This is a genomic window from Streptomyces sp. NEAU-174, assembly GCF_052665095.1.
The window spans coordinates 214,799-235,686 of sequence record NZ_JBQTCE010000016.1; the positions used below are offsets into that span (position 1 = coordinate 214,799).

The 20,888-nt window shown below is 69.3% G+C and carries 21 protein-coding genes and 1 pseudogene; 4 read left to right on the top strand and 18 right to left on the bottom strand.

Going from position 1 to position 20,888, the window contains the following annotated elements; all coding sequences use genetic code 11:
* Positions 1-76 precede the first annotated feature (76 nt).
* Together ACT2CW_RS37835 and ACT2CW_RS37840 are read right to left on the bottom strand one after the other, a co-directional pair.
* The gene (locus tag ACT2CW_RS37835) at positions 77-2,227 is read right to left on the bottom strand and encodes an MMPL family transporter (protein WP_445519850.1); all 2,151 of its coding nucleotides are present in this window, start codon (positions 2,225-2,227) and stop codon (positions 77-79) included.
* An 86-nt stretch (positions 2,228-2,313) separates the two neighbouring features.
* The gene (locus ACT2CW_RS37840; protein ID WP_445519895.1) at positions 2,314-2,529 is read right to left on the bottom strand and encodes an aromatic-ring hydroxylase C-terminal domain-containing protein; all 216 of its coding nucleotides are present in this window, start codon (positions 2,527-2,529) and stop codon (positions 2,314-2,316) included.
* 756 nt (positions 2,530-3,285) lie between these two features.
* Here ACT2CW_RS37840 and ACT2CW_RS37845 point away from each other — a divergent pair.
* The gene (locus ACT2CW_RS37845; RefSeq protein ID WP_445519851.1) at positions 3,286-3,891 is read left to right on the top strand and encodes a lytic polysaccharide monooxygenase auxiliary activity family 9 protein; all 606 of its coding nucleotides are present in this window, start codon (positions 3,286-3,288) and stop codon (positions 3,889-3,891) included.
* A gap of 671 nt (positions 3,892-4,562) precedes the next feature.
* Here the strand turns inward: ACT2CW_RS37845 and ACT2CW_RS37850 are convergent.
* The 13 genes from ACT2CW_RS37850 to ACT2CW_RS37910 form a co-directional block, all read right to left on the bottom strand.
* Positions 4,563-5,327, bottom strand: coding sequence for a 2-keto-4-pentenoate hydratase (locus ACT2CW_RS37850; protein ID WP_164430878.1), 765 nt, complete (start codon positions 5,325-5,327; stop codon positions 4,563-4,565).
* Positions 5,324-6,112, bottom strand: coding sequence for a 2-keto-4-pentenoate hydratase (locus ACT2CW_RS37855; RefSeq protein WP_445519852.1), 789 nt, complete (start codon positions 6,110-6,112; stop codon positions 5,324-5,326). The genes ACT2CW_RS37850 and ACT2CW_RS37855 overlap by 4 nt, the downstream gene beginning before the upstream one ends.
* Complete coding sequence (locus tag ACT2CW_RS37860) at positions 6,109-6,783, bottom strand: hypothetical protein (RefSeq protein ID WP_445519853.1); 675 nt, start codon at positions 6,781-6,783, stop codon at positions 6,109-6,111. The genes ACT2CW_RS37855 and ACT2CW_RS37860 overlap by 4 nt, the downstream gene beginning before the upstream one ends.
* Before the next feature lie 10 nt (positions 6,784-6,793).
* Positions 6,794-7,693, bottom strand: a complete 900-nt coding sequence (locus tag ACT2CW_RS37865; RefSeq protein ID WP_445519854.1) for a shikimate dehydrogenase — start codon at positions 7,691-7,693, stop codon at positions 6,794-6,796.
* Entirely contained in the window at positions 7,690-7,968 is a 279-nt protein-coding gene (locus ACT2CW_RS37870) for a hypothetical protein (protein WP_445519855.1), read from the bottom strand. Before ACT2CW_RS37870 ends, ACT2CW_RS37865 begins: the two co-directional genes overlap by 4 nt.
* A 79-nt stretch (positions 7,969-8,047) precedes the next feature.
* The gene (locus ACT2CW_RS37875; RefSeq protein WP_445519856.1) at positions 8,048-9,100 is read right to left on the bottom strand and encodes a Gfo/Idh/MocA family protein; all 1,053 of its coding nucleotides are present in this window, start codon (positions 9,098-9,100) and stop codon (positions 8,048-8,050) included.
* Positions 9,097-9,552, bottom strand: a complete 456-nt coding sequence (gene aroQ / locus ACT2CW_RS37880) for a type II 3-dehydroquinate dehydratase (protein WP_445519857.1) — start codon at positions 9,550-9,552, stop codon at positions 9,097-9,099. Before aroQ ends, ACT2CW_RS37875 begins: the two co-directional genes overlap by 4 nt.
* A 9-nt stretch (positions 9,553-9,561) precedes the next feature.
* On the bottom strand, positions 9,562-10,911 hold the full coding sequence (locus ACT2CW_RS37885; RefSeq protein ID WP_445519858.1) for an MFS transporter: 1,350 nt from the start codon (positions 10,909-10,911) through the stop codon (positions 9,562-9,564).
* A gap of 105 nt (positions 10,912-11,016) precedes the next feature.
* Positions 11,017-11,841, bottom strand: a complete 825-nt coding sequence (locus tag ACT2CW_RS37890) for a sugar phosphate isomerase/epimerase family protein (RefSeq protein ID WP_445519859.1) — start codon at positions 11,839-11,841, stop codon at positions 11,017-11,019.
* Positions 11,838-12,806 carry a VOC family protein gene (locus ACT2CW_RS37895; RefSeq protein ID WP_182470108.1) on the bottom strand — a complete coding sequence of 323 codons (969 nt, stop codon included), beginning with the start codon at positions 12,804-12,806 and terminating at the stop codon, positions 11,838-11,840. Before ACT2CW_RS37895 ends, ACT2CW_RS37890 begins: the two co-directional genes overlap by 4 nt.
* The gene (locus ACT2CW_RS37900) at positions 12,803-13,252 is read right to left on the bottom strand and encodes a carboxymuconolactone decarboxylase family protein (protein ID WP_050800077.1); all 450 of its coding nucleotides are present in this window, start codon (positions 13,250-13,252) and stop codon (positions 12,803-12,805) included. The genes ACT2CW_RS37895 and ACT2CW_RS37900 overlap by 4 nt, the downstream gene beginning before the upstream one ends.
* Before the next feature lie 100 nt (positions 13,253-13,352).
* Positions 13,353-14,120 (bottom strand): IclR family transcriptional regulator, encoded by a 768-nt coding sequence (locus ACT2CW_RS37905; protein WP_445519860.1) that lies wholly within the window; start codon positions 14,118-14,120, stop codon positions 13,353-13,355.
* A gap of 791 nt (positions 14,121-14,911) precedes the next feature.
* A complete protein-coding gene (locus ACT2CW_RS37910; RefSeq protein WP_445519861.1) occupies positions 14,912-15,751 on the bottom strand; it encodes a LysR family transcriptional regulator in 840 nt (279 codons plus the stop codon).
* A gap of 93 nt (positions 15,752-15,844) precedes the next feature.
* On the opposite strand from ACT2CW_RS37910, the gene ACT2CW_RS37915 reads away from it, so the two are divergent.
* From ACT2CW_RS37915 to ACT2CW_RS37925, 3 genes are all read left to right on the top strand, one after another.
* Entirely contained in the window at positions 15,845-16,582 is a 738-nt protein-coding gene (locus ACT2CW_RS37915; RefSeq protein ID WP_445519862.1) for an SDR family oxidoreductase, read from the top strand.
* A gap of 421 nt (positions 16,583-17,003) precedes the next feature.
* A complete protein-coding gene (locus ACT2CW_RS37920; RefSeq protein ID WP_445519863.1) occupies positions 17,004-18,101 on the top strand; it encodes an alkene reductase in 1,098 nt (365 codons plus the stop codon).
* 317 nt (positions 18,102-18,418) lie between these two features.
* Positions 18,419-18,925 (top strand): DinB family protein, encoded by a 507-nt coding sequence (locus ACT2CW_RS37925; RefSeq protein ID WP_445519864.1) that lies wholly within the window; start codon positions 18,419-18,421, stop codon positions 18,923-18,925.
* A gap of 4 nt (positions 18,926-18,929) precedes the next feature.
* On the opposite strand, the pseudogene ACT2CW_RS37930 reads toward ACT2CW_RS37925, so the two are convergent.
* From ACT2CW_RS37930 to ACT2CW_RS37940, 3 genes and pseudogenes are all read right to left on the bottom strand, one after another.
* Positions 18,930-19,010 (bottom strand): annotated as a pseudogene (locus ACT2CW_RS37930) (IS5/IS1182 family transposase); the annotation flags it as partial.
* Positions 19,004-19,354 (bottom strand): integrase core domain-containing protein, encoded by a 351-nt coding sequence (locus tag ACT2CW_RS37935; protein ID WP_445519865.1) that lies wholly within the window; start codon positions 19,352-19,354, stop codon positions 19,004-19,006. The pseudogene ACT2CW_RS37930 and the gene ACT2CW_RS37935, both read right to left, overlap by 7 nt.
* Before the next feature lie 306 nt (positions 19,355-19,660).
* Positions 19,661-20,881: a GTP-binding protein gene (locus ACT2CW_RS37940; protein WP_445519866.1), complete on the bottom strand. Its 1,221-nt coding sequence runs from the start codon at positions 20,879-20,881 to the stop codon at positions 19,661-19,663.
* Positions 20,882-20,888 lie beyond the last annotated feature (7 nt).

The window sequence follows — 20,888 nt, forward strand, 5'->3', positions numbered from 1 at the left end:
CGGCGACCGTCGGGCCCATGAAAAAATCCGGGACGGGCCTGGGGCCCCGTCCCGGATCTCGTCCGTGCCGCCGCGCTCACCGTTGCAGCGCGGGCTCCTCGTCGTCGCCGAGCGACTGTTGACCGTCCGGCAGCTCCGCCACTGGACGGGACAGCCGACTCGGCCACCAGATCCGCCGGCCGATCAGCAGGGTGAGGGCGGGCACCAGGACCGACCGCACCAGCAGGGCGTCGAGCAGCACGCCGAAGGCGACCAGGAACCCGACCTCGATCAGCATCACCAGCGGAAGTGTGGCGAGGACCGCGAACGTGGCCGCCAGGACCAGGCCTGCCGAGGTGATGACGCCACCGGTGGCCGAGAGGGCTTTGAGCATGCCTTCTCTGGTGCCGAGACGCACGGTCTCCTCCCGGGCCCGGCTGGCCAGGAAGATGTTGTAGTCGACGCCGAGCGCCACCAGGAACAGGAATGCCAGCACCGGCGCCGAATAGTCGATACCCTTGAACCCGAGGATCGTGTCGAAGACGAACACGCTGCCGCCGAAGGCTGCGGCGAATGAGACGATCACGGTGGCCATCAGGATCAGCGGGGCCACGATCGCGCGCAGCAGCAGCCCGAGGACGATCAGGACGACGGCGAGCACCAGCGGGATCACCAGCTTCTCGTCGCGGCTGGTGGTCACCTCGGTGTCGAGGTTCTCCGCACTCGGCCCGCCGACGATCGCCTCCGCCCCGCTCACCGCGTGCACGGCGGTGCGCACCCGCTTGATCGTGTCGTACTCTGCGACGGTGTCCGGCGCGTCCGTCGGGAACACGGAGATGTTGGCCCAGCCACGGCTGGTCTGCTCCGGGATGGCCAGGGCCACACCGCGAGTGTCCTTGACGATGTCGAGCACCCGCTCCTGGTGCGCCGGCCGCGTGAAGATCGTCATCGGCTGGCCGCCGAGCTCCGGGAAGTGCTGGCGGAGAACGGTGAAGCCGGTGACCGACTCCGGCGCGGACAGGAACTGGTCCTGCTCCCGTAGGGCGCCGGTGTTGCCCGCCAGCCCGATGGCGAGCACGCCGAGGACTCCGAGCGAGCCGAGTGTCGCCACCCACCGGCGGCGGCTGATGGCGGTGCCGAGCCGTCCCCACAGCCCCGGCTTCTCCTCCACGGCCGTGCTGAACCGCGGGATGGCCGGCCAGAAGATCCGCCTGCCGAGCACCACGAGCACCGCCGGGAACAGCGTCAGCATGGCCACCAGCGCGCACAGAATCCCGGCCGCACCGATCGGGCCCAACCCGCTGGTGCTGTTCAGGTCCGCGACGAGCAGGCAGAGCAGGCCGGCGACCACGGTGGCCGCGGACGCGACGATGGCCGGCGCCGCGCCGCGTAACGCGTGGACCATCGCGACCCGGACGTTCTCATGGTGGTGCAGTGCCTCCCGATATCGAGCGATGAGCAACAGCGCGTAGTCCGTGCCGACGCCGAATACCAGGATCGTCAGCAGCGCCGAGTTCTGGTCGTTGACCACGATGCCGAAGCCCTTGACGAGCAGATAGACGGTCGCCATCGCGGTCAGTGCGGCCGCGCCAACGGCCACCAGCGGGATGATCCACAACACCGGGCTGCGGTAGGTGAGGATGAGCAGGAGCGTGACGACGACGATGGTGGTGAGGAGGACCTGCACGTCGATGCCGTCGAAGACGGCGTCCATGTCGCCGTCGATCGCGCCCGGGCCGGTCACGTCGAGTTCCAGGCCGGCGGGGCGGTCCTTGGCGGCGTCACGCAACGGGCCGACCATGGCCTCCGGTTCGCCGTAGGTCGTGCTCACCTCGAGGGTGAACATCATCGCCTTGCCGTCGGTGGAGCGTCTTATCGGTGAGCCCTCGTCGTCCTCGCCGGCCGCCGCCGTCGCCTTCGGCGGGTACCGCTTGGCAAGGGTGTTGTAGTGGCGCTCGACCGTCGCGCGGTCGGCGTCGGTCATGCCGCCGGCGCGGTGGTACACGAAGACGAACGTGTTGTTGTCACCGTCGGGGAGACTGTCCTCCAGCACCGCCACCTTGGTGGACTCGGCACCGGCCGGCAGAGTGTCCACGGCGCTGTCGGTGGTGACCGAGCTCAACTTTCCACTCAGCGGCACCATGCCCGCCGCCAGCACCAACCACAAGCCAATCACCAACCACGGCACCCATCGGCCTGCCAACCGACCGGCCGGCGCTTCGCCGGACGGTGCTGCGTTGACTGCCATCACTAGCCTCCTATATACGGGTTACATCGCTTATCTGGATGCCTACTTCATACGGAGCGAACCTGAGACGACGGTTAATACGGCGCTCAGGCCGGTTGGCCGAACCAGGTGCCCAGCGCACGCACCAACGTGGTGGCGTCGAGGTCCTGCCCGGTAGGCAAGGCCCAGGCGACACAGCCGTCGGGCCGGATGAGCAACGCGTCGACGCCCACCCGGTCCGTGCGGGCGGTGACGGTGTTGACCCGTCCGGTCCACGCGGCCGCGGCGTCGCGGACCTCCGCGCGGTCGACGAGGTCGAGCAGGAGCCCACGACCTCACGCAGCAGGTCCGCCGTGCGCTTGCCGGAAATCTCATTCGTGCAGGTCATGCAGCATGTCGGTATTCGTGGAGGATGCCGCCGAGGCGCTCGCGTCTTCGTATGTCGAGACTGGCGATCTGGTCCGGATCGGTGATCGGCGCGGGTAACGGGTGCAGACGGCCGACCATCATTCCTCGGCGATCGATACCCGCGTGAGAGCGCGTCTCAACCGATCGCCATCGAAGCCCGAACACCCCCGCTCACTGTCTCCCACCAGGACGGACAGATTTTCGGCAAGCGCAAGGCCAGGCGCAGCAGTACGACAGATCATGATGCCGCCGGGGTCCTGCGCAGGTGAAGACCCCGGGGGTGAACGTCGAGGAGAACCGAAGATCCGTGATCAGTCTGCCGACCTGCGTGAATGATTTATCGGCACCCGCAGTGGCGTGGCTCTCTGAACTCCGAATTACGCGGAACGCAGGCAGGCCGCACGCTGGTTTCCGGTTTCGGGAAGGGTTCTGACTGTCGTGCCGCCGAAGTCGCCGAAGCCTCCGCTCCCGGCTCACGGCGGATTTCTTGATCGCCGCCCACCCCTGTAATCAACTTCGTTTGCTTCATTGACATTTCACTCAGAAGTCGTAGGTTGGGAGCGCTCCCATGGTGCCTTTCAACTGGAAGGAGTTCCCCCCATATGCGCAGACAGAGCCCATTAACCGGGCGTTCCCGGTCGGCCCTCCGCCGGCCTCTCCAGGCGCTCGCCATGCTGTTCGCGGTGGTTGTCGGCGCACTGACCTGGTCGGCCCCCGCCCAGGCTCACGGCTCCGTCGTCGGCCCCGCCTCCCGCGCGTACCACTGCTGGGAAAGGTGGGGTAACGACCACATGAACCCGGCCATGCAGACCGAAGACCCCATGTGTTGGCAGGCCTTCCAGGCCAACCCCGACACCATGTGGAACTGGATGAGCGCGCTCCGCGACGGTCTCGGTGGCCAGTTCCAGTCGCAGACCCCCAACGGGACGCTGTGCAGCAACAACCTCTCGAGGAACGCCAGTCTGAACAAGCCCGGGCAGTGGAAGACGACCACCGTCGGCAACAACTTCTCGGTCCACGTGCACGACCAGGCGTCCCACGGTGCCGACTACTTCAGGGCCTACGTGAGCAAGCAGGGCTTCGACCCCAAGACCCAGACCTTGGGCTGGGGCAACCTCGACTTCATCACGCAGACCGGCCGCTTCGGCCCGGCGACGGACTACACGTTCAACGTCAGCACCTCCGGCTACACCGGACACCACATCCTGTTCGTGATCTGGCAGGCCTCGCACCTCGACCAGGCCTACATGTGGTGCAGCGACGTGAACTTCGGCTGAGCAGAGGAGCGCCGCACACGGCGCCGGTCTCTGCCGGGCGCCGGTAACCCGCCGCCCGGCCGACCGAGCTCCGTCGGGGCAGGGGACCCGTTTGGTCACCCTGCCCCGACGGGGGGCTCCCTTCGCTCCTGGTGGTGCGCGGCCGTCCCGGACGCTTGGGCCGGCAGGAGGCGGTATGGCGGCGCGCAATGAGGGGGCGGTGCCAACGCAGCACCGTGTCAGGGCGTACAAGCAGCCGTAATCTTCGCAGGACGTGAGGTGGCAGCCGGTGCGGCAGCGCCGCCAGGAACGCCCGATCGCTGGGCGTGAACCGGACCTTGCCCTTGCCGAGTTGACGGGCGACTTCGCCGGTCGACCTCCGGTACACCGCGCGCACCACCGCCCACCAGGACGGATGACTTTTTCGGCAAGCGCAGGATGGAGCACAACAGCGAACTCGGCGATTTCCTGCGCTTGAGTCGCGCCCGCCTTGCGCCCGACGCCGCACGTCTCTGAGGCTGTGCCGGCCTCGGTCGCCCGCGCCCTGCACCTGAACGACGACGAACGCGACTACCTCTTCGCCCTCGCCCGTCCCGCCAAACCACAGCGCCGACGCACGCCGCGCGCACCTTGGCCGCGTGGGGACCACGGCTGCGGCACACGGCCGTGCTCGCTCTGCTTGCAGCGTTGGGTCACCGGCAGCTCAGCTCTACTGAGCCGAGGCGATCGATGGTCGCGGTGACGACATCCCCGGGCCTGACCGGGACGGCGGCGGTGAGTCCGCCGGAGAGCACGATCTGCCCGGCGGTCAGGCCTTCGTCCTCGGCGGCGAGCTGCCGGACGAGCCAGGCGACCGCGGCTGCCGGGTGGCCCAGCGACGCCGCTCCGGAGGCGGTCGCGACCACCTCACCGTTCTTCTCCAGGAGGACGCCCACCAGGCGCAGGTCGACCCCAGACGTCGTGACCGGCACCCCGACGACGAACCGGCTCGCCGAGGTGTTGTCCGCGACAACGTCGGCCATGGTGAAGCCGTAGTCCACGAATCGGGAGTCGAGCACCTCGATACCGACGGCCACCCCCGACGACGCGGCGACGACATCGGCCGCGGTGATGTGCGGGCCTTTGAGGTCCCGACCAAGAGTGAACACGATCTCCGGCTCGCAGCGCGGCTGGATGAGCGCCGAGGTGTCCAGTGGCTCGCCAAGGTCCACCGCCCCCGTGGCCGGCAGGAAGCCGTAGATCGGGCTGTCCACTCCGACCTGGGCTTGCTTGGCACGTGAGGTGACGCCGAGCTTCCAGCCGGCGATCTGTCCGGTCGCGGACCGTAGCTCGCGCTGCACTCGATAGCCGGTGGGGATGTCGAGTTCGGGGAACTCGTCGGTCAGCTTGGTGATGGCGGTACGATCCGCAACGGCCTTGCTCAGCCGGGCGGCCAACTCGCTTACGTTCACGCTCATGCGATCCTCACCGTCACCGGGCCCAGCCGGTCGAACTCGGCCCGGAACACATCGCCCGGGTTCATGGGAAGGGCCGCGTGCAGCGCGCCCGTCAGAATCAGGTGCCCAGGTTCCAGGGCAACTCCGTGCTCGCCCAGGGTGTTCGCCAGCCATGCGACGACGGCGACCGGGTCTCCCAGCGCGGCGGCGCCGGCGCCCGTGTCGACCAATTCGCCGTTGCGGGTCAGAACCATCCCGACCAGCCGGGGATCCCAGCCGTTCGGACCATCGTCGAGAGGCACGATGCGGCTCGAGGTGGCCATGGCGCCGTTCGACGCCAGGTCGGCGACGGTGTCGGCGAGTTTGATCCGCCAGTCCGCGATCCTGGAGTCGATGATCTCCATCCCGGCCACGGCACCCGCGATGGCGGCCCGGGCCTGGGTGACGGTGACACCCGGGCCCTCGAGCCGGTCGCCCAGAACGAAGACGATCTCGGCCTCGACCTTGGGTGCCACGAACGCGTCGAGCGGGACCGCGTCCCCGTCGCGGTAGGCGGTGGAGGCCAGAACCGGTCCGTAATCGGGAGTGTCGATGCCGAGCGCCTTCCGCATCGGGACAGCGGTGAGCCCGACTTTGTGCCCCACGATCCGATCGCCGTCGGCGAGCAGGAGTCGCACAAGCTCCTGCTGGATGGCGTAGCCGTCGTCCATGCCGAGACCGGGTTCGGCGTCGGTGAACGGCGGGATCGCGGTACGCGTGCGCCGGGCCTCGTAGAGAGCGTGGGCCTTGGCCGTCGTATCGGTCATGTGGTCTGCTCCTCGGCCGGCCCGATGGCGATGTCGATGATCATGTCCTCCTGGCCGCCGACGCAGCCGCGCTCGCCGCAGCGGCGCAAGATGGCGTGCGCGGGGACCTTGTACCGCTCGGCTGCGCGCTCGGCGTGCAGCAGGAAGCTTGAGTAGACCCCTGCCCAGCCCTGCACGATCGCGTTGCGGTCCATCTTCGGCCACCGGCTCAGGTACGGCCGGACGACCTCTTCGGCAGCGTCGAGCAGCAGCCCGGCGTCGAGCCCGGTCGCGACGCCGAGCCGGTCGAACACCGCCCCGAGCACCTCGGTGGGGGAGTCTCCCGCGCCGGCACCGAGCGCGCATAGTGAGCCGTCGATGTAGCGGACGCCGGCCTCGTGCGCGATCACGGAGTTCGTGACGCCCAAACTCATGTTCTGGTGACCGTGGTAACCGACCCAGGCCTCGTCACCGATCTCGGCGACCAGGGCCTCGAAGCGAGCGCGCGCCCAGTCCACCCCCTCCGCGCTGGCCTCGATGCCGCGGGTGCGGGCGCGGGCCAGGCCGTCGGACTCGACGATGCCCACGACGTACCGGACGTCGATCACCGGGCTGTGGGCGAGCTTCGCCAGCAGGTCGGTGCCTATGTTCCCGGGGCCGACTATGGCCGCCGGGATCTTCTGCTGCCCCATGGTGGGACCGTCACATCCTCTCGGTCGGGTGGGGAGAGGGCGCCCCGCTCAGCGGAACGCGGGAAACTTCAGGGGCGACGAGTTCGCGCAGGTGGGCGTACATCCGCGAGGGATCCGGCTCCAAGCCGGTGAACAGCCGGAAGGCATCGGCGGCCTGGTGGGCGTTCATCCGGCCGCCGTCGAGGAAGACCGCGCCCGCCTCGGCGGCGGCCGCGAGCAGAGCGGTGTGGAGCGGCCGGAACACGATCTCGGCGACCCAGAGGTCGGGCCGCAGGCAGTTGCCGGGCACTGCCTGGCCGGGGTGACCAGCCATTCCGACCGGGGTTGCGTGCACGACCCCGTGCGTGTGTCCGAGCAGCGTCGGGAGCTCGGTGAGTCTGCCACCGCGGACCCGGTACGGGTCGAGGTCGGCGGCGAGGCGAGCCGCCCGGTCCGGGTCGGCGTCGACGACGTCGAGTCGCTCAGTACCCAGGTCGAGCAGCGCGTAGGCTGCCGCGGCGCCCGCCCCGCCCGCGCCGACGAGGACGACCCGGTCCAGCGGGGCGCCCGCGAGCCCGTCGACGAGGCCGCGCCGGAAGCCGGTCCAGTCGGTGTTGTGGCCCGCGAGGCCGTCCTCACCGATGACCACGGTGTTCACCGCGCCGATCGCTGCCGCATCAGTGGACAGGGTGTCCAGGTGCGCGAGGACCAGCTGTTTGCAGGGATGGGTGATGTTGAGGCCCCGGTAGCCGGCATCCCTGGCTCGCCGCAGCAGGTCGCCGACATCGCCCGGAGAGGCCCCCAGGGCCTGGAGGTCCCACAGGTCGTAGCGCAGCTCGAGGCCGAGGAGTGCAGCCTCCCGCTCGTGCATCGCGGGGGACAGCGAGAACCCGATCCCGCTTCCGATCAGGCCCGTCAGCAGAGTCGTCACGATTCCCCCTCGGGGTCGGCCGAGGCGAGCACGGGCTCGATCACCCGGATTGTGGCGACCGCGGAACGTGTGGTGACCGGCACCGGACCGTTCTTGCGTGGGGACGCGGCGAGCTCGCCGCACAGCACATACGAAGCGTGCCTGTGGGCGGCGACCACCACACGCCCGTGCGACGGGCGCGGGGTGCACACCGTCACCGCTTCCAGTCCGGCGATCGCGATACGGGTGCGCCGGGCCTCGTAGAGGGCGCGGGCCTTGGTGGTCGTGTCGGTCATACGGTGTGCTCCTCGGGCGCTGTGGTGGGGGTGCCGGTGGACCTGCCCCACACGTAGGGTTCGCGCGGGACCCGGCCGGTCACGTCAGATCCACCGGGAGGCCGGTTCGCGACGACTCGTAGATCGCCAGCACCACCGCCAGTGCGGTGCGCGCGTCCCGCCCGGTGACGAGCGGATCGCGGCCCTCACGGACGGCGGTCACGAACTCGGTGATCTGCTCGCGGTGGAAAGGCATGAGGCCCTCGTGGATCCGGCTGAGCGGCGGATCGGCGTCGATCCCGGTGGAGAGCAGTTGCCGGTACGCCTCCTCGCCCTTCACCGTCCACAGGTCGGTGTGCCCGGTGCCTTCCGGGTACTCCGTGACAGTCGCGGCCTGGCCTGCCGCGTCCGACACGAACACCGTGGTGCCGAGCCCCGGGGCGAACGTCGTGCCCGCCTGGATCGTGGCGACCGCGCCCGAGGCGAACTCCACGGTCGCCACCGCGGTGTCCTCGACCTCGATGCAGTCGCCGTGTTTGAGGGTGCGGATCGCGCCGTACACCCGTACCGGTGTGCCGAGGTACCACTGGAGCAGGTCGACGTAGTGGATGCCCTGATTGAGGAGGGCTCCGCCGCCCTCGGTGTCCCAGCGGCCGCGCCACGGCTCGGCGTAGTACTCGGCGTCGCGGCCCCAGCGCATGGTCACCGTCCCCACGATCGGCGGGCCGAGCCTGCCCTCGTCGATCGCCGCGCGCAGGCGCGCCGCCGAGGGCCAGAAGCGGCGCTGGAACAGCACACCGAACCGGACGCCCGCCTCTTCCATGGCCGTGACCATGCGGTCGGCCTCGGCGAGGGTCACCGCGATCGGCTTCTCGCACAGCACGTGCAGACCGTGCCGGGCGGCGGCGACCACCACTCGCTCGTGCGAGGGGTGCGGGGTGCACACGGTGATCGCGTCCAGCCCGGACGACAGGAAACTCTCCGGGTCCGGGTCATGACCGGCAATCCCGAACCGTGCGGCGAAGGCCGCCGCACGGTCGGGTTCGACGTCGCTGACGCCCACCAGGTCGACACCCGGGATCGCCTGTAGCGCCATGGCGTGGTTGACGGCGATCTTCCCGGTTCCGACGATGCCGGTCCGCAGCGCGCTCATGGGGTGTCCCTCCGTTCGAGGGCACGGTGCAGCGTCTCCACGGCGTAGATGTAGCTCTGGATGCCGGCTCCGACGAAGACGGCTTCGGCGATGTCGGAGACGTAGGAGTGGTGCCGGAACTCCTCGCGCTTGTGCACGTTGGTGATGTGTACCTCGGCGATGAGCAGTTCGGAGGCCAGCAGCGCGTCGCGCAGTGCCACGGACGTGTGGGTGAACGCGCCCGGGTTGATCACGACGCCGTCCGTGCCTCCGCGGGCTTCGTGGAGCCGGTCGATGAGCGCGCCTTCCCAGTTGCTTTGGAGGAAATCGGCTTTGTATCCGAGCGCCTCGGCGCGTTGCGCGGTGATGCGCTCGACGTCGGCGAGGGTGTCGGCGCCGTAGAGGGCGGGCTCACGGGTCCCGAGCATGTTCAGGTTCGGGCCGTTGAGGATCAGTAGGCGACCGTGTCGCACGGCGGCTCCTCAGGTGGTGGTGGTCAGACGGGCGGCGGGGGTCTCTGCGGCTGGACGGGAGGTGTGTCCCAGCTGGTCGAGCGGCACGTGAGCGGTCTCGGGGCCCGCGAGGGCCGCGGCCGCGGCGAGCAGACAGAGCACGGCGAGCAGGATCGCGAGCGGGACCCAGCCGAAGGCACCTGTGCCGATCATGAGCGCGGCGATGGTGGGCAGGAAGCCCTGGGGCACGTTTGCGAACTGGGTCGAGACAGCCATGCCGGTGTAGCGGACCCGGGCGTCGAACATCTCCGCGTACAGGGACGGCCAGACGCCGTTCGGCGCGGCGTAGCACACCGAGCCCAGCAGGACCGAGGCGAGCACGACGAGTGACCAGTTCGAGGTCGTGATGGCCCAGAAGTAGACGAACACCGACGCGGCGCAGCCCAGGGCGCCCACGGCGAACACCGGGCGGCGGCCGATCCTGTCCGACAGCCTGGCCCACAACGGGATCGTGACGACCTGGCCGATGTTGGAGATCACGATCGTCCACAGCATCGAGGAGCGCGAGATGTCCCACTGATCCACCGCGTACCCCAGGCCGAACACGGTCACGGTGGTGGAGATCGTGCCGTAGAGGTGGCAGACGACGATCCGAAGGAACGAGCCCCAGTAGTGGCGGACGAATACCGTCAGCGGGAACCTGACGGTCTCCTCGCTCTCCTTGATCTCCTCGAACGCGGGCGGCTCCTCCAGCGTCCGGCGCACGAACATCGCCACGACCACCACGATGGCGCTGGCCCAGAACGGCACCCGCCAGCCCCAGGAATAGAGGGCCTCGCTCGGCAGGGCCGCGACCGGGATGAAGGCCAGTGTCGCCACGACCAGCCCGGCCTGGGTCCCGGAGAGGGTGAAGCTGGTGAAGTAGCCGCGCCTGCCCTCGGGAGAATGCTCCAGGGTCATCGAGCTCGCGCCGCTCTGCTCACCTGCGGCGGAGAACCCCTGCGCCACGCGGCACAGCACCAGCAGGATCGGTGCCCAGACGCCGATGACGGAGTAGCTGGGAAGGCAGCCGATCAGGAAGGTCGAACCGCCCATGGTGGCCAGCGTGAAGATCAGGACGCGCTTGCGGCCGATCCGGTCGCCGAAGTGGCCGAGGAAGAACGAGCCGATCGGCCGGGCGATGTAGGCGACCGCGAAGGTCGCCAGCGCGGCCAGCGTACCGACGGTCGCGCTGACGTCCGGGAAGAACACATGGCTGAAGACCAGCGCCGACGCCGATCCGTAAATGAAGAAGTCGTAATACTCGACCATGCTGCCGAGGAAGGACGCGAGCGCGGCCTTCCGCGGCGTCTGGCCGGTTTTTGCGAGTGCATCGGACACAGGACACTCCTTTGTGTCAGGTACGAGCGGTGTCGGGGACGAGCGGTGTTGAGGACGAGCGGTGTCGGGGACGAGCGTCGGGCCGAGGCGGCCGGAGGCCGGGGATCAGTCGTCGAGGACTGCGGTGGCGGAGCCGAACGCTCGCTGTGCGGCTTCATCGACGGGCAGGGCGCGGAACCGCGGGTCGTTGACCTCGACCGACCAGGGGCCGGTGTAGCCGAGGTTGCGAAGCTCCGCGACCAGCGCGCGGACGGGGAGTTCACCCTTGCCCGGCAGTAACCGGGTGGAACGGGCCTTGTGCAGCATGTCCGGGTCGTCCGGGCGGACCCGGGGACCGTCATTGAGCTGGACGCCGGCGACTTCGCGGACGTCGATGTCGTGGAGCAGGGCGGTGTCGGCGCCGGTGGCGAACCAGTGCCAGATGTCGATCATCACTCCGGCGTTCGGGGCGCCGCTGCGCCGGACCACGTCGAGCGCGGTGGGATAGTCGCGCAGAGCGCCCCAGGCGAATGCCTCCACCGCCAGGGTGACGCCGAGGGGGGCCAACCGGGCGGCCAGCTCGGCGAGGCGGTCGGCCGCGCGTCCGGGATCGGCCGGTCCGGCGGCGAACTCGCCGGAGGTGACCCGGAGCGGCCCCCAGACGCGCGCGGCCTCAGCGAGCGTGACCTCGGCCTCCGAGGGCGTCGCGACCGACTCGGCGAGCGCCCACCCGCCGAGGAACTCGGCCTCGGTGACGGCGAGCCCGGCGTCGGCGGCCACGGTGCGCACGGCATCGACCCCGCCGTGCGCGGCGAGGTCGGCGAACTGCACACCGATCCCGGTGAATCCCGCCCTCGCGGCAGCGGCGGCCCGCGCGGCGAAAGGAGTGCGCGCGGGATCGGTGAACCCGGCCCCGTGCAGCGTCACGTAGCTCGCGGTCAGCCCGGTCACGCGGGCGCCCCTGCGAACGGCGGGGTCGCGTGGGTGTGGAACGACTCCGGCACGCCCAGGCCCCATGCGGTGCCGCGGCCTTTCGACTCGGTGTCCCAGGTGACGGTCTCGAAGTCCGGCGCGAAGATGTGGATCCCGCCGGTGAACACTTCGACGCGGTTGCCGCCGGGCTCGTACACGTAGAGGAAGAAGCCTTGAGTGCGCGAGTGCTTGGCGGGACCGAACTCGATGAACACGTCGTTCTCGAGGAAGATGTCGGCGGCGCGGATCACATCCGAGGTCTCGGGCACGGCGTAGGCCAGGTGGTGCAGCCGTCCGGTGGTGGGGGCGGGTTCTTTCGTGAGCGCGAGGTCGTGGGCCTTCGTCATGACCGACAGCCAAGCGCCGACCTCCTCGCCCCCGGCGGGGACGAGCCGCTCACGCAGCTTGAACCCGAGGACCTCCTGCTGGAAGCGGCTCGCCTCGGCGACGTCCGGCACCAGCAGGTTGATGTGGTCGATGCGCGCGGCAGCGGCGCCCTTGGGGGCGAAGCGCTGCGGCTGGTTGGGAAGGGCCGGCGCCTCGCCGGGCGGCGGCACGTACTTCTCGGTCTCGAAGTACACCTCCTGGATGTGCCCGCCGACGCCGGTGTAGCGGTAGGCCTTGCCGTGGCCGAAGTCGCCGTCATGCCAGGTGCCCTCGACGCCGTGCCTCTCCAGCGCGGCGACCCGTCGCTCAAGGGCCTGCGGGCTGGTCGCCCGCCACGCCACGTGGCCCAGACCGGCCTCGGGGGCGCCCGTCAGCGTGAGTGAGGTCAGGACGTCGTCGTTCCAGGCACGCAGGTGCGCCCGGCCGGGGTCCTCGCCGACGAGGGTCAGCCCGTAGACCTCGGTGAAGAACGCGACGGACTCCTCGAGCCGGGGCGTGCGCAGCTCGGCGTGGCCGAGCTGGGCGATGTCGTAGATCGGCTCCGGGCGGCTGTTCATCGCACCGTGCCTTCCTCAGCGATGGCCTTGGCTTCCAGCTCGGCGACGCCCTCCAGGATGGACGGCGCGTGATTGGCGATCGAGACCCCACCGAAGAGGTAGGCGAGGTTGATCGCGGCTTGCAGCTCTTCCCAGCTCGCCCCGGCCCGCCGGGCCGCATGTCCGTGGATCTTCGCCGCATCCCGCAGCTGCACCGCCAGCACGGCGAACAGGATCAGCTGGACGGTCTTCTGATCCAGCACATCGGTGTAGGTGACGAGGTTACGGACCTTCTCCTGCGCAAGCAGCAGCTCTGGGTTCGTCCGGCCCAGGCTGTCGAAACGGGCCTGGATACGCGGTGGCACGAAGCCCGCCATCTCGCGGTAAGTCTGTAGGTAATGGTCGATCTCGTGCTGCTGCTCCGTGGTGGGGACCGCGCCCTCGGCGTCCGGTGTACTGCCAGTCATGGGTGACCTTCCCGTTTCGGTGGCAAAGGTCACAGTCGTGGCTGCCGCAGGTGCGGCGAAAGCCTGCGTTCCCATTGAGCGGGAGTGCAGCGCGCAAAAGTCAGGGATGGGAGCGAATCTGCTGGTCACGTAGCGCACGGGAAATGGTGATGGCGGCGGTGCGTACGGCGGGCGCCAGCCGTTCCGGGCGTCCGCCAGTGGTGTGCAGGACGACATCGAGTGCTGCGACAACCGCTCCCGAGGCGTCTCGAATGGGCGCGGCGACCGACAGTGACCCGAGTGTGAGCTCCTCGTAGGCGAAGGCGACGCCCGTCTCGCGTACATCGTCGAGGACCCGGACGAGCCGGCCAGGTTCGACGATGGTGTGTCGGGTGAAGCGCGCGAGTGGCCCCGCCAGCACATTGGCCTGCACCTCTTTGGGCGCATGAGCCAGCAGCACCTTGCCGACCCCGGTGGCGTGCAGCGGCAGGCGCCCGCCGCGGCGCGACTTCACCAGCAGCGCACCGGCCCCGGAGATCTTCTCTATGTAGAGCGCCTGACTGTCCTGACAGACGGCGAGATGAACGTTCTCCTTGGTCCCCTCGAACAGGTCCTGCATGACCGAGAGGGCCACGTCGCGCAGCGACTCGCCGCGAGGGGCGAGCGATCCGAGCTCCCACATGCGTAGCCCGACCCGGTAGCCGGCACCGTCACAGCGCTCCAGTCCGCCCCACGCGACGAGCTCGGTGGCCAGCCGGTGCGCCGTCGACAGGGGCAGCCCGGTGCGGGCGCTGAGCTCGTTGAGGGTGAGCTCAGGGGAGTCAGGGCCGAAGGCGTCGAAAAGCGCGACGACCTTGCTCGTTACTGAGCGCCCCGGAATCTCGGCCATGGTCCCTCCGTTCTCCGCTTGAACCCGGACATCTCCAGAGACGCCGTTCACTGGACAGCCCCCGTGTCACCCGCAGCTCTCGCCATAAGGCGGGTGTTCCAGCTGCGAGCAGCCCGGCGGGTCCATTGGAATGCTGCGATGACGCTGGTGTCCAGAGTCGCGCTCAAGACTGGGATGGGCAGGGCGTCGCCGGCATGGCCGAGCCCGAGCCCGAGCGCGAGTGCATCCGGGAGAGGTCATCAACTCATTGCCCCTTCGACCTGTATCTCGGTGATACCCGGAGTCCGGGTGCCGATGCCGCTGATCTCAGCCCGCAACCATCCAGGGTGAGCGGCCCGAGAGATTGAGCAGTGCCGAGGATCGCAGGCGCGGGTTCTTCCAGGCACCGGGAGCCCCGGTGCTGTCCGACCGTGTGACGGCAGTGATCGACGCGGCTGCACCGGTGCCGGTGGGCGGCCTGTGGGGCTTGAATAATCATCGCGCGCTGTCGCGGTCCCGGATGAGGAAACGCAGCGAGTCCATGCGTATGCCCAGGTCAGTGACGAGGTTGCGGGCTTGCTGAGTGGCTCAGGCAGCGGTCGGGTGCGCGGTGACACCGGCGATGTGCAGGCGCCGGGTGCGGGACAGTGTGGAGGATCTGCCAGACGGTGGAGGCGGCGATCGGGTGTCCGAGCCTGGACGGAGGCCGTGGCCTTTTGACCAGCAGCGATGAATATCCGAGCCCCACACGTTCACAGTTGCCAGTTGCTTGATCGGGGCTGTCGTTGGGGGGTTGCCCTCCTCATCCGGGTTCAAAGACGTGTTGCCACGCGGATCAGGTCGGCAACTGTACGAAGGCGGCTGTGCGGCGGCCAGGCGATCACCGTTGTCACAGGCGGAGCGTCCAGGACCGGCACGGCGGCGAGGTCCCGGCGCAGGTCGGCGGCGGCGGACTCGGGAATGACCACGGTGGTACGGCCGAGCGCGATCAGCTGGAAGAGCTGTGTCAGGTTCCGTATCTCTGCGCCGGGTCCCTCTGGGTAGCTGCCGCCGGGGCCGGGCCAGCGGGCCATCGGGAGCGTTGGCAGGGTGGTGACGTCGGCCATCCGTACCTGGGGGCGGTCGGCGAGCGGGTGTGAGGCCGGCAGGATCGCGACCTGCCCCTCGGTGCACAGGGTTTCGGTGTCGAGCCCGGCTGCTGAGTCGAAGGGCAGGTGCAGCAGAGCCACGTCGGCTTGCCCGTCCCGCAGCAGCTGCTGGTGCTGGTGTGCCTCGCAGAGCAGCAGATCGACGGTGGCTGCGCCGGGTTCCGCGGCGTAGGCGTCGAGCAGTTTGGTCAGCAGCTCGCCAGTGGTGCCGGTTTTGACGGCGAGGACGAGGCTGGGGTGTGGTGTCGCGGCCCGTTGGGTACGCCGCTCAGCCGCGGTCACCGCGCTGAGGATCGCGCGTGCTTCGGCCAGCAGCACGGCTCCGGCCTCGGTGAGGGTGACCTTGCGGCTGGTGCGTTCCAGCAGTGCGATTCCGAGCCGTCGTTCGAGCTGGGTGATCGTGCGGGACAGCGGCGGCTGGGCTATCCCAAGGCGTTGGGCGGCCTTGCCGAAGTGCAGCTCCTCGGCGACGGCGACGAAGTACCGCAGCTCGCGTATTTCCATGCGCCCAGGCTAATGACGGCTCACGGCTGATCGATATCGCTCGGGTATTGCTGCGCTACCGAGAGGGTGTTGGTGCCCGGCCGCAGCGCAGGCATGCTCGCTGTCGTGAACGAGAAAACGATCGCGCTGGTCACTGGCGCGAACAAGGGAATCGGGTACGAGATCGCGGCCGGGCTCGGTGCGCGGGGCTGGAGTGTCGGTGTCGGCGCCCGGGACGAGCAGCGCCGGGAGGCCGCCGTGGCGAAGTTGCGCGCGGCTGGTGCCGACGCCTTCGGCGTGCCCCTGGACGTGACCGACGACGAGAGCGTGATCGCCGCGGTCCAACTGATCGAGGAGCGTGCGGGGCGGCTGGACGTACTGGTCAACAACGCCGGCGTGGCCGGCGGCTGGCCGGAGGAACCCACGACCATCGACCTCGAGACCGTGCGGCGGCTGGTGGAGACCAACGTCATCGGCGTCATCAGGGTCACCAATGCGATGCTGCCGTTGCTGCGCCGTTCGGCGCACCCCCGGATCGTCAACCAGTCCAGCCACGTCGGCTCCCTGACCCTACAGACCACGCCCGGCGTTGACCTCGGGGGGATCAGCGGGGCGTACGCGCCGACGAAGACCTACCTCAACGCCGTCACCATCCAGTACGCCAAGGAGCTGAGCGGCACCGGCATCCTGATCAACAACGCCTGCCCTGGTTACGTGGCCACCGACCTCAACGGATTCAGCGGGACTCAGACCCCCGAGCAGGGCGCGGCGATCGCCATCCGGCTGGCGACCCTGCCGGACGACGGCCCGACCGGCCAGCTTTTCGACGACAACGGGGTCGTCCCCTGGTGACCTGACCCTCGGACGCGTTCCCCGTCGATCAGGGCGTTGTACCGGCGGATGTGGGCGGCGGTGGCGGCGTTCTGCTCGTCGTGCGTTTGGTGGTCTATGCCATTGAGAGCGAAGCAGCGCAGCGCGGCGAACTCGGACTCGATCCAGTTCAGCCAGGAGCCGTAGGGATCCGGTAGTAGATCTGGCCGGTGGTCAGGTCGAGGGCTGCGAGCGTGTGAATCACCCCGCCGCTGGCGGTTGTGTCCACCACTTGCCACCACCGGTGTGTCCAACCTGTACGCGAGCGTGCAGTGCCCCACTGGCACGGCGCTGTACGAGTACCTGACGGGCCCGGTGGCGGCATTGCCCGGGCTGCTGTCGGCTCAGCGCGAGGGGATTGTGGCGGGGCACGAAAATACATCTCTCCGAGAAGGAATTCCCGATGCCCAACGCATTCGACCCGATCACCATCGGACCGCTTACCCTGCCCAACCGCGTCGCCATGGCCCCGCTGACCCGCCGCCGCGCCTACGGCGACGGCCTGTCAGCGACCCCGCTCATGGCCGAGTACTACCGGCAGCGCGCGACCGCCGGGCTGATCGTCGCCGAAGCCGCCCAACCCAGTCGTGTCGGCCAGGGCTACACCGACACCCCCGGCCTGCACGACACGGCGCAGGTCGCGTCCTGGCGCCCGGTCACCGACGCCGTGCACGAGGCGGGCGGCCGGATCTACGCACAGCTCATGCACGCCGGCCGTAACAGCCACCCCGAACTCCTCGGTGGCGGGCTGCACCCGCTCGCGCCGTCCGCGTGTGCCGCCGAAGGCGTCGTGCGCGTCCACGGCGGCGAACCGGCCGTGCGCAAGCCGTACCCGATACCGCAAGTCCTGACCATGCAGGGCATCGCGGATACCATCGCCGACTTCGCCGATGCGGCCACGAACGCGATCGACGCCGGGTTCGACGGTGTCGAACTGCATGGAGCCTGCGGTTACCTCATTCAGCAGTTCCTCTCCGGCAATGCCAACCGCCGCACCGACCGTTACGGCGGCAGCGTCGCCGGGCGCGTCCGGTTCCCGCTCGACCTCGTTGATGCCGTCGCCGCGCGCATCGGATCCGAGCGGCTCGCACTGCGGATCTCCCCTGGCTGCACCGCGTACGGCCTCGACGAGCCGGACCTGCACGAGCTCTACCTGACCCTGGTCGACGGTCTGCCACGCGACCTGGCCTACCTGCACGTATTCGAGTTTCCGGGCCACCGCGACCTCACGGTGAAACTGCGGGAGCACTGGGCAGGAGTGTTCATGCTCAATCCGCACGAGACCCACCACGACTGGCCCGCCGGCCCCCGGCAACTGCGCCTGGTCGACGACGGGCTGGCGGACATCCTCTCGTTCGGGACGCTGTTCATCTCCAACCCCGACCTCGTGCACCGCCTCCGCCTCGGCGCGCCGCTCGCCGAAGCCGACGAGACCACGTTCTACCGCGGCGACCACCGCGGCTACACCGACTATCCCTGCCTGGGGGAAGTCCTCTCGTGACCGCTGTCCTGCGCAGCGCGATCGCGTGGTCACCGGTGCCGGCAGTCGCATCAGCCGCGCAAACGCCGCAGGCTCAACCTTGCCGACCGATCGGCCGCGCGCGGGGGTCGAGCCTCGCCGTCCCAGCTCTCTACTCGCTCAGTGGCCGCAGCGTGAGGGCGGTCGCCGATCCGGCCAGATCGGAGCCGCCCTCAGCCGTGCCGCCCCACCCCGCGACAACCAAGATCACCGGGTGGCAAAGGGAAGGCCGGGCGTTGGTATCCGGCCCTTGGCACGAGGGGTGGCTCGCGGGAGGGGGTCCTTGCCATCATCGTTTGGTGAACGATGACCAGCGCATACCCCCCTCGAAGGTGGCCGACGACCGTGCGTCGCTCACCTCGTTCCTCGACTACCAGCGGGCCACCCTGGCCATGAAGTGCCAGGGGCTGACCGGCGAGCAGCTCAAACAGAAGGCGATCCCGACCTCAGGGCTCACACTTTTGGGCCTGGTACGCCACGCAGCCTCCATCGAGCGAAGCTGGTTCCGCTTCGCCCTGAACGCCGAGGACATCAGGTCGCTTTGGCCTGGCGAGGTCGACGGCACATCCGCCGAGTTCCATGTCGAGGACGCCGACGTGGATGAGGCGTTCGGAGCCTGGCACGAGGAGTGCGTCCGTGCCCGCGCAGTCGCGTCTTCCTTCCCTTCCCTCGACGACACCGTCAACTGCGGCGGCGTGACCATCTCGCTTCGCTACGTCCTCACCCACATGATCGAGGAGTACGCGCGGCACAACGGCCACGCCGACCTGCTGCGCGAGGCGATCGACGGAGCCGTCGGCGAGTAAGCGAGCGGGCGGCGCCGAGCATGGCGTGGTGGACGCCGTCGCCTTTCAGGTGGCAGTTGCGGAGGATCTTCCAGCTCTTCATGCGGGGACGTATGCCGAGTCGTGGTCCTCTTGAGTACCTGCGTTCACCCGCTGGCGGTCTGGTGGCCTTTGTCCGAGGGATCGACGCGGCTGGTGTCTGTTGTAGTGCTCCGCGTACTCGCTGACGACAAGGCGCAGGTGGCGCTCTCCGGTGATCAGGACGCGGTCGGTTGCCTCGCGTCGGCATGATGCGATCCAGCGTTCCGCGATGGCGTTCATTCTCGGCATCTGAACGCCGCTAAGGACGGCCTCGATCCCCGCGTCCTCAGACGAGGTTCCTACATCTCCCCACCGCCTCTCACCAGGGCGGATGGGTTTTCCGTCAGGCGCAGCGTCGCCCGAGTCCACGGTGACGCGTCGGCGCAGGCGCGGATCCGGGCGAGCAGGACCGCCCGTAGTGACGGGGACGGTTCGACGGCCAGGACCGGGGAGTCAGCCGGGAGAGCGGCGCACACGGCGCGGACGCCCCTCCCTGAACCGGCGCCCAGATCGACGATCGTTCCCTCGACGGCTTCGACACCTCTCAGCTCGTCGGTCAGTGCGGGGCCGAAGGTATTCCAGGCATAAGCGGTGGTGGATCAGTGTGCGGGGTGAACCGGACCCGGCCCGACCCCGCACGTGGCGCCGCTCGGAGCCTGCCGGGTGTGCTGAGTTTCAGAGCACCGGTACGGGTTCGGCCTCGTGTGGACCGTGCTCGTGGTCACACGTCTCGTCGAGGCCGTAGGTCTCCCAGGCGGGGAAGGGGTCGTGCCAGGCCGACCAGCTCTGAGCGCCCAGCGTGTGTTCCTCGTCGGTGAGCAGGCATGCGGAGAGGGCTTGGTGCAGGGCGGCGGGGCGCAGTCCGGTGCCGATGAAGACGAGTTCCTGGCCGCGCGCGGCGGCTTCGTCGGCCGCGTTGTGGCTCTCGCGTGCTCCGGAGGGTTCGAACCGGGCGACGGCGCCGGCCTGTGACCACAGTCCGGTCACGCGCGGGCGGGTGGCCAGCCAGAAGAAGCCCTTGGAGCGCAGGACGCCGCCGTAGGTCCCGGTGTCCAGGTCCGTGGTGATGAAGTCCCACAGTCGGGCGGGGTGGAAGGGCCGGGGGGAGCGGAAGACGGTGCTGGAGATGCCGTACTCCTCGGTCTCCGGTACGTGGTCGCCGTTGAGCTCCCTCACCCAGCCGGGGGCCTGCTGGGCGCGTTCGAGGTCGAAGCGGCCGGTGCCGAGCACGTCCCCGGGAGCGACCCGGCCGTGTGTGGCGGGTAGGAGACGGGCGGCCGGGTTGAGCCGGGACAGTGCCGCCGCCAGCCGTTCGGCCGTCTCCGGGGCGACCAGGTCGAGCTTGTTGAGGACGATGACGTCGGCGAACTCGACCTGGTCCATGAGGAGATCGCTGACGGTGCGCTCGTCGTCCTCGTACTGGTCCAGGCCCCGCTCGACGAGTTCGTCACCGCCGGTCAGCTCGGGAAGGAAGTTCGCGGCGTCGACGACGGTGACCATGGTGTCGAGCCGCGCGACCTCGCCGAGCGTGGCGCCGTCGTCGCGGGGGAAGGCGAAGGTCGCGGCGACGGGCATGGGCTCGGAGATGCCGCTGGACTCGATGAGGAGATAGTCGAAGCGTCCCTCCTTGGCGAGCCGGTCCACCTCCTCCAGCAGGTCGTCGCGCAGGGTGCAGCAGATGCAGCCGTTCGTCATCTCGACCAGGCGCTCTTCGGTACGGGAGAGGGCCGCGTCGCCGTCGCGGACGAGTGCGGCGTCGATGTTCACCTCGCTCATGTCATTGACGATGACGGCGACCCGTAGCCCGTCGCGGTTGTTGAGGAGGTGGTTGAGGAGGGTGGTCTTGCCGGATCCCAGGAATCCCGACAGGACCGTCACCGGCAGCTGATCGGCCATGGCGCGG

Bases quoted from the DNA above. Each gene is read 5' to 3' on its own strand.
- ACT2CW_RS37915 (WP_445519862.1), top strand. From the start codon at position 15,845: ATGCTCGCTGTCGTGAACGAGAAAACGATCGCGCTGGTCACTGGCGCG.
- ACT2CW_RS37860 (WP_445519853.1), bottom strand. From the start codon at position 6,783: ATGGGGCAGCAGAAGATCCCGGCGGCCATAGTCGGCCCCGGGAACATA.
- ACT2CW_RS37905 (WP_445519860.1), bottom strand. From the start codon at position 14,120: ATGGCCGAGATTCCGGGGCGCTCAGTAACGAGCAAGGTCGTCGCGCTT.
- ACT2CW_RS37850 (WP_164430878.1), bottom strand. From the start codon at position 5,327: ATGAGCGTGAACGTAAGCGAGTTGGCCGCCCGGCTGAGCAAGGCCGTT.
- ACT2CW_RS37870 (WP_445519855.1), bottom strand. From the start codon at position 7,968: ATGACCGACACGACCACCAAGGCCCGCGCCCTCTACGAGGCCCGGCGC.
- ACT2CW_RS37900 (WP_050800077.1), bottom strand. From the start codon at position 13,252: ATGACTGGCAGTACACCGGACGCCGAGGGCGCGGTCCCCACCACGGAG.
- ACT2CW_RS37910 (WP_445519861.1), bottom strand. From the start codon at position 15,751: ATGGAAATACGCGAGCTGCGGTACTTCGTCGCCGTCGCCGAGGAGCTG.
- ACT2CW_RS37835 (WP_445519850.1), bottom strand. From the start codon at position 2,227: ATGGCAGTCAACGCAGCACCGTCCGGCGAAGCGCCGGCCGGTCGGTTG.
- ACT2CW_RS37845 (WP_445519851.1), top strand. From the start codon at position 3,286: ATGCTGTTCGCGGTGGTTGTCGGCGCACTGACCTGGTCGGCCCCCGCC.
- ACT2CW_RS37920 (WP_445519863.1), top strand. From the start codon at position 17,004: ATGCCCAACGCATTCGACCCGATCACCATCGGACCGCTTACCCTGCCC.
- ACT2CW_RS37895 (WP_182470108.1), bottom strand. From the start codon at position 12,806: ATGAACAGCCGCCCGGAGCCGATCTACGACATCGCCCAGCTCGGCCAC.
- ACT2CW_RS37940 (WP_445519866.1), bottom strand. From the start codon at position 20,881: ATGGCCGATCAGCTGCCGGTGACGGTCCTGTCGGGATTCCTGGGATCC.
- ACT2CW_RS37855 (WP_445519852.1), bottom strand. From the start codon at position 6,112: ATGACCGATACGACGGCCAAGGCCCACGCTCTCTACGAGGCCCGGCGC.
- ACT2CW_RS37875 (WP_445519856.1), bottom strand. From the start codon at position 9,100: ATGAGCGCGCTGCGGACCGGCATCGTCGGAACCGGGAAGATCGCCGTC.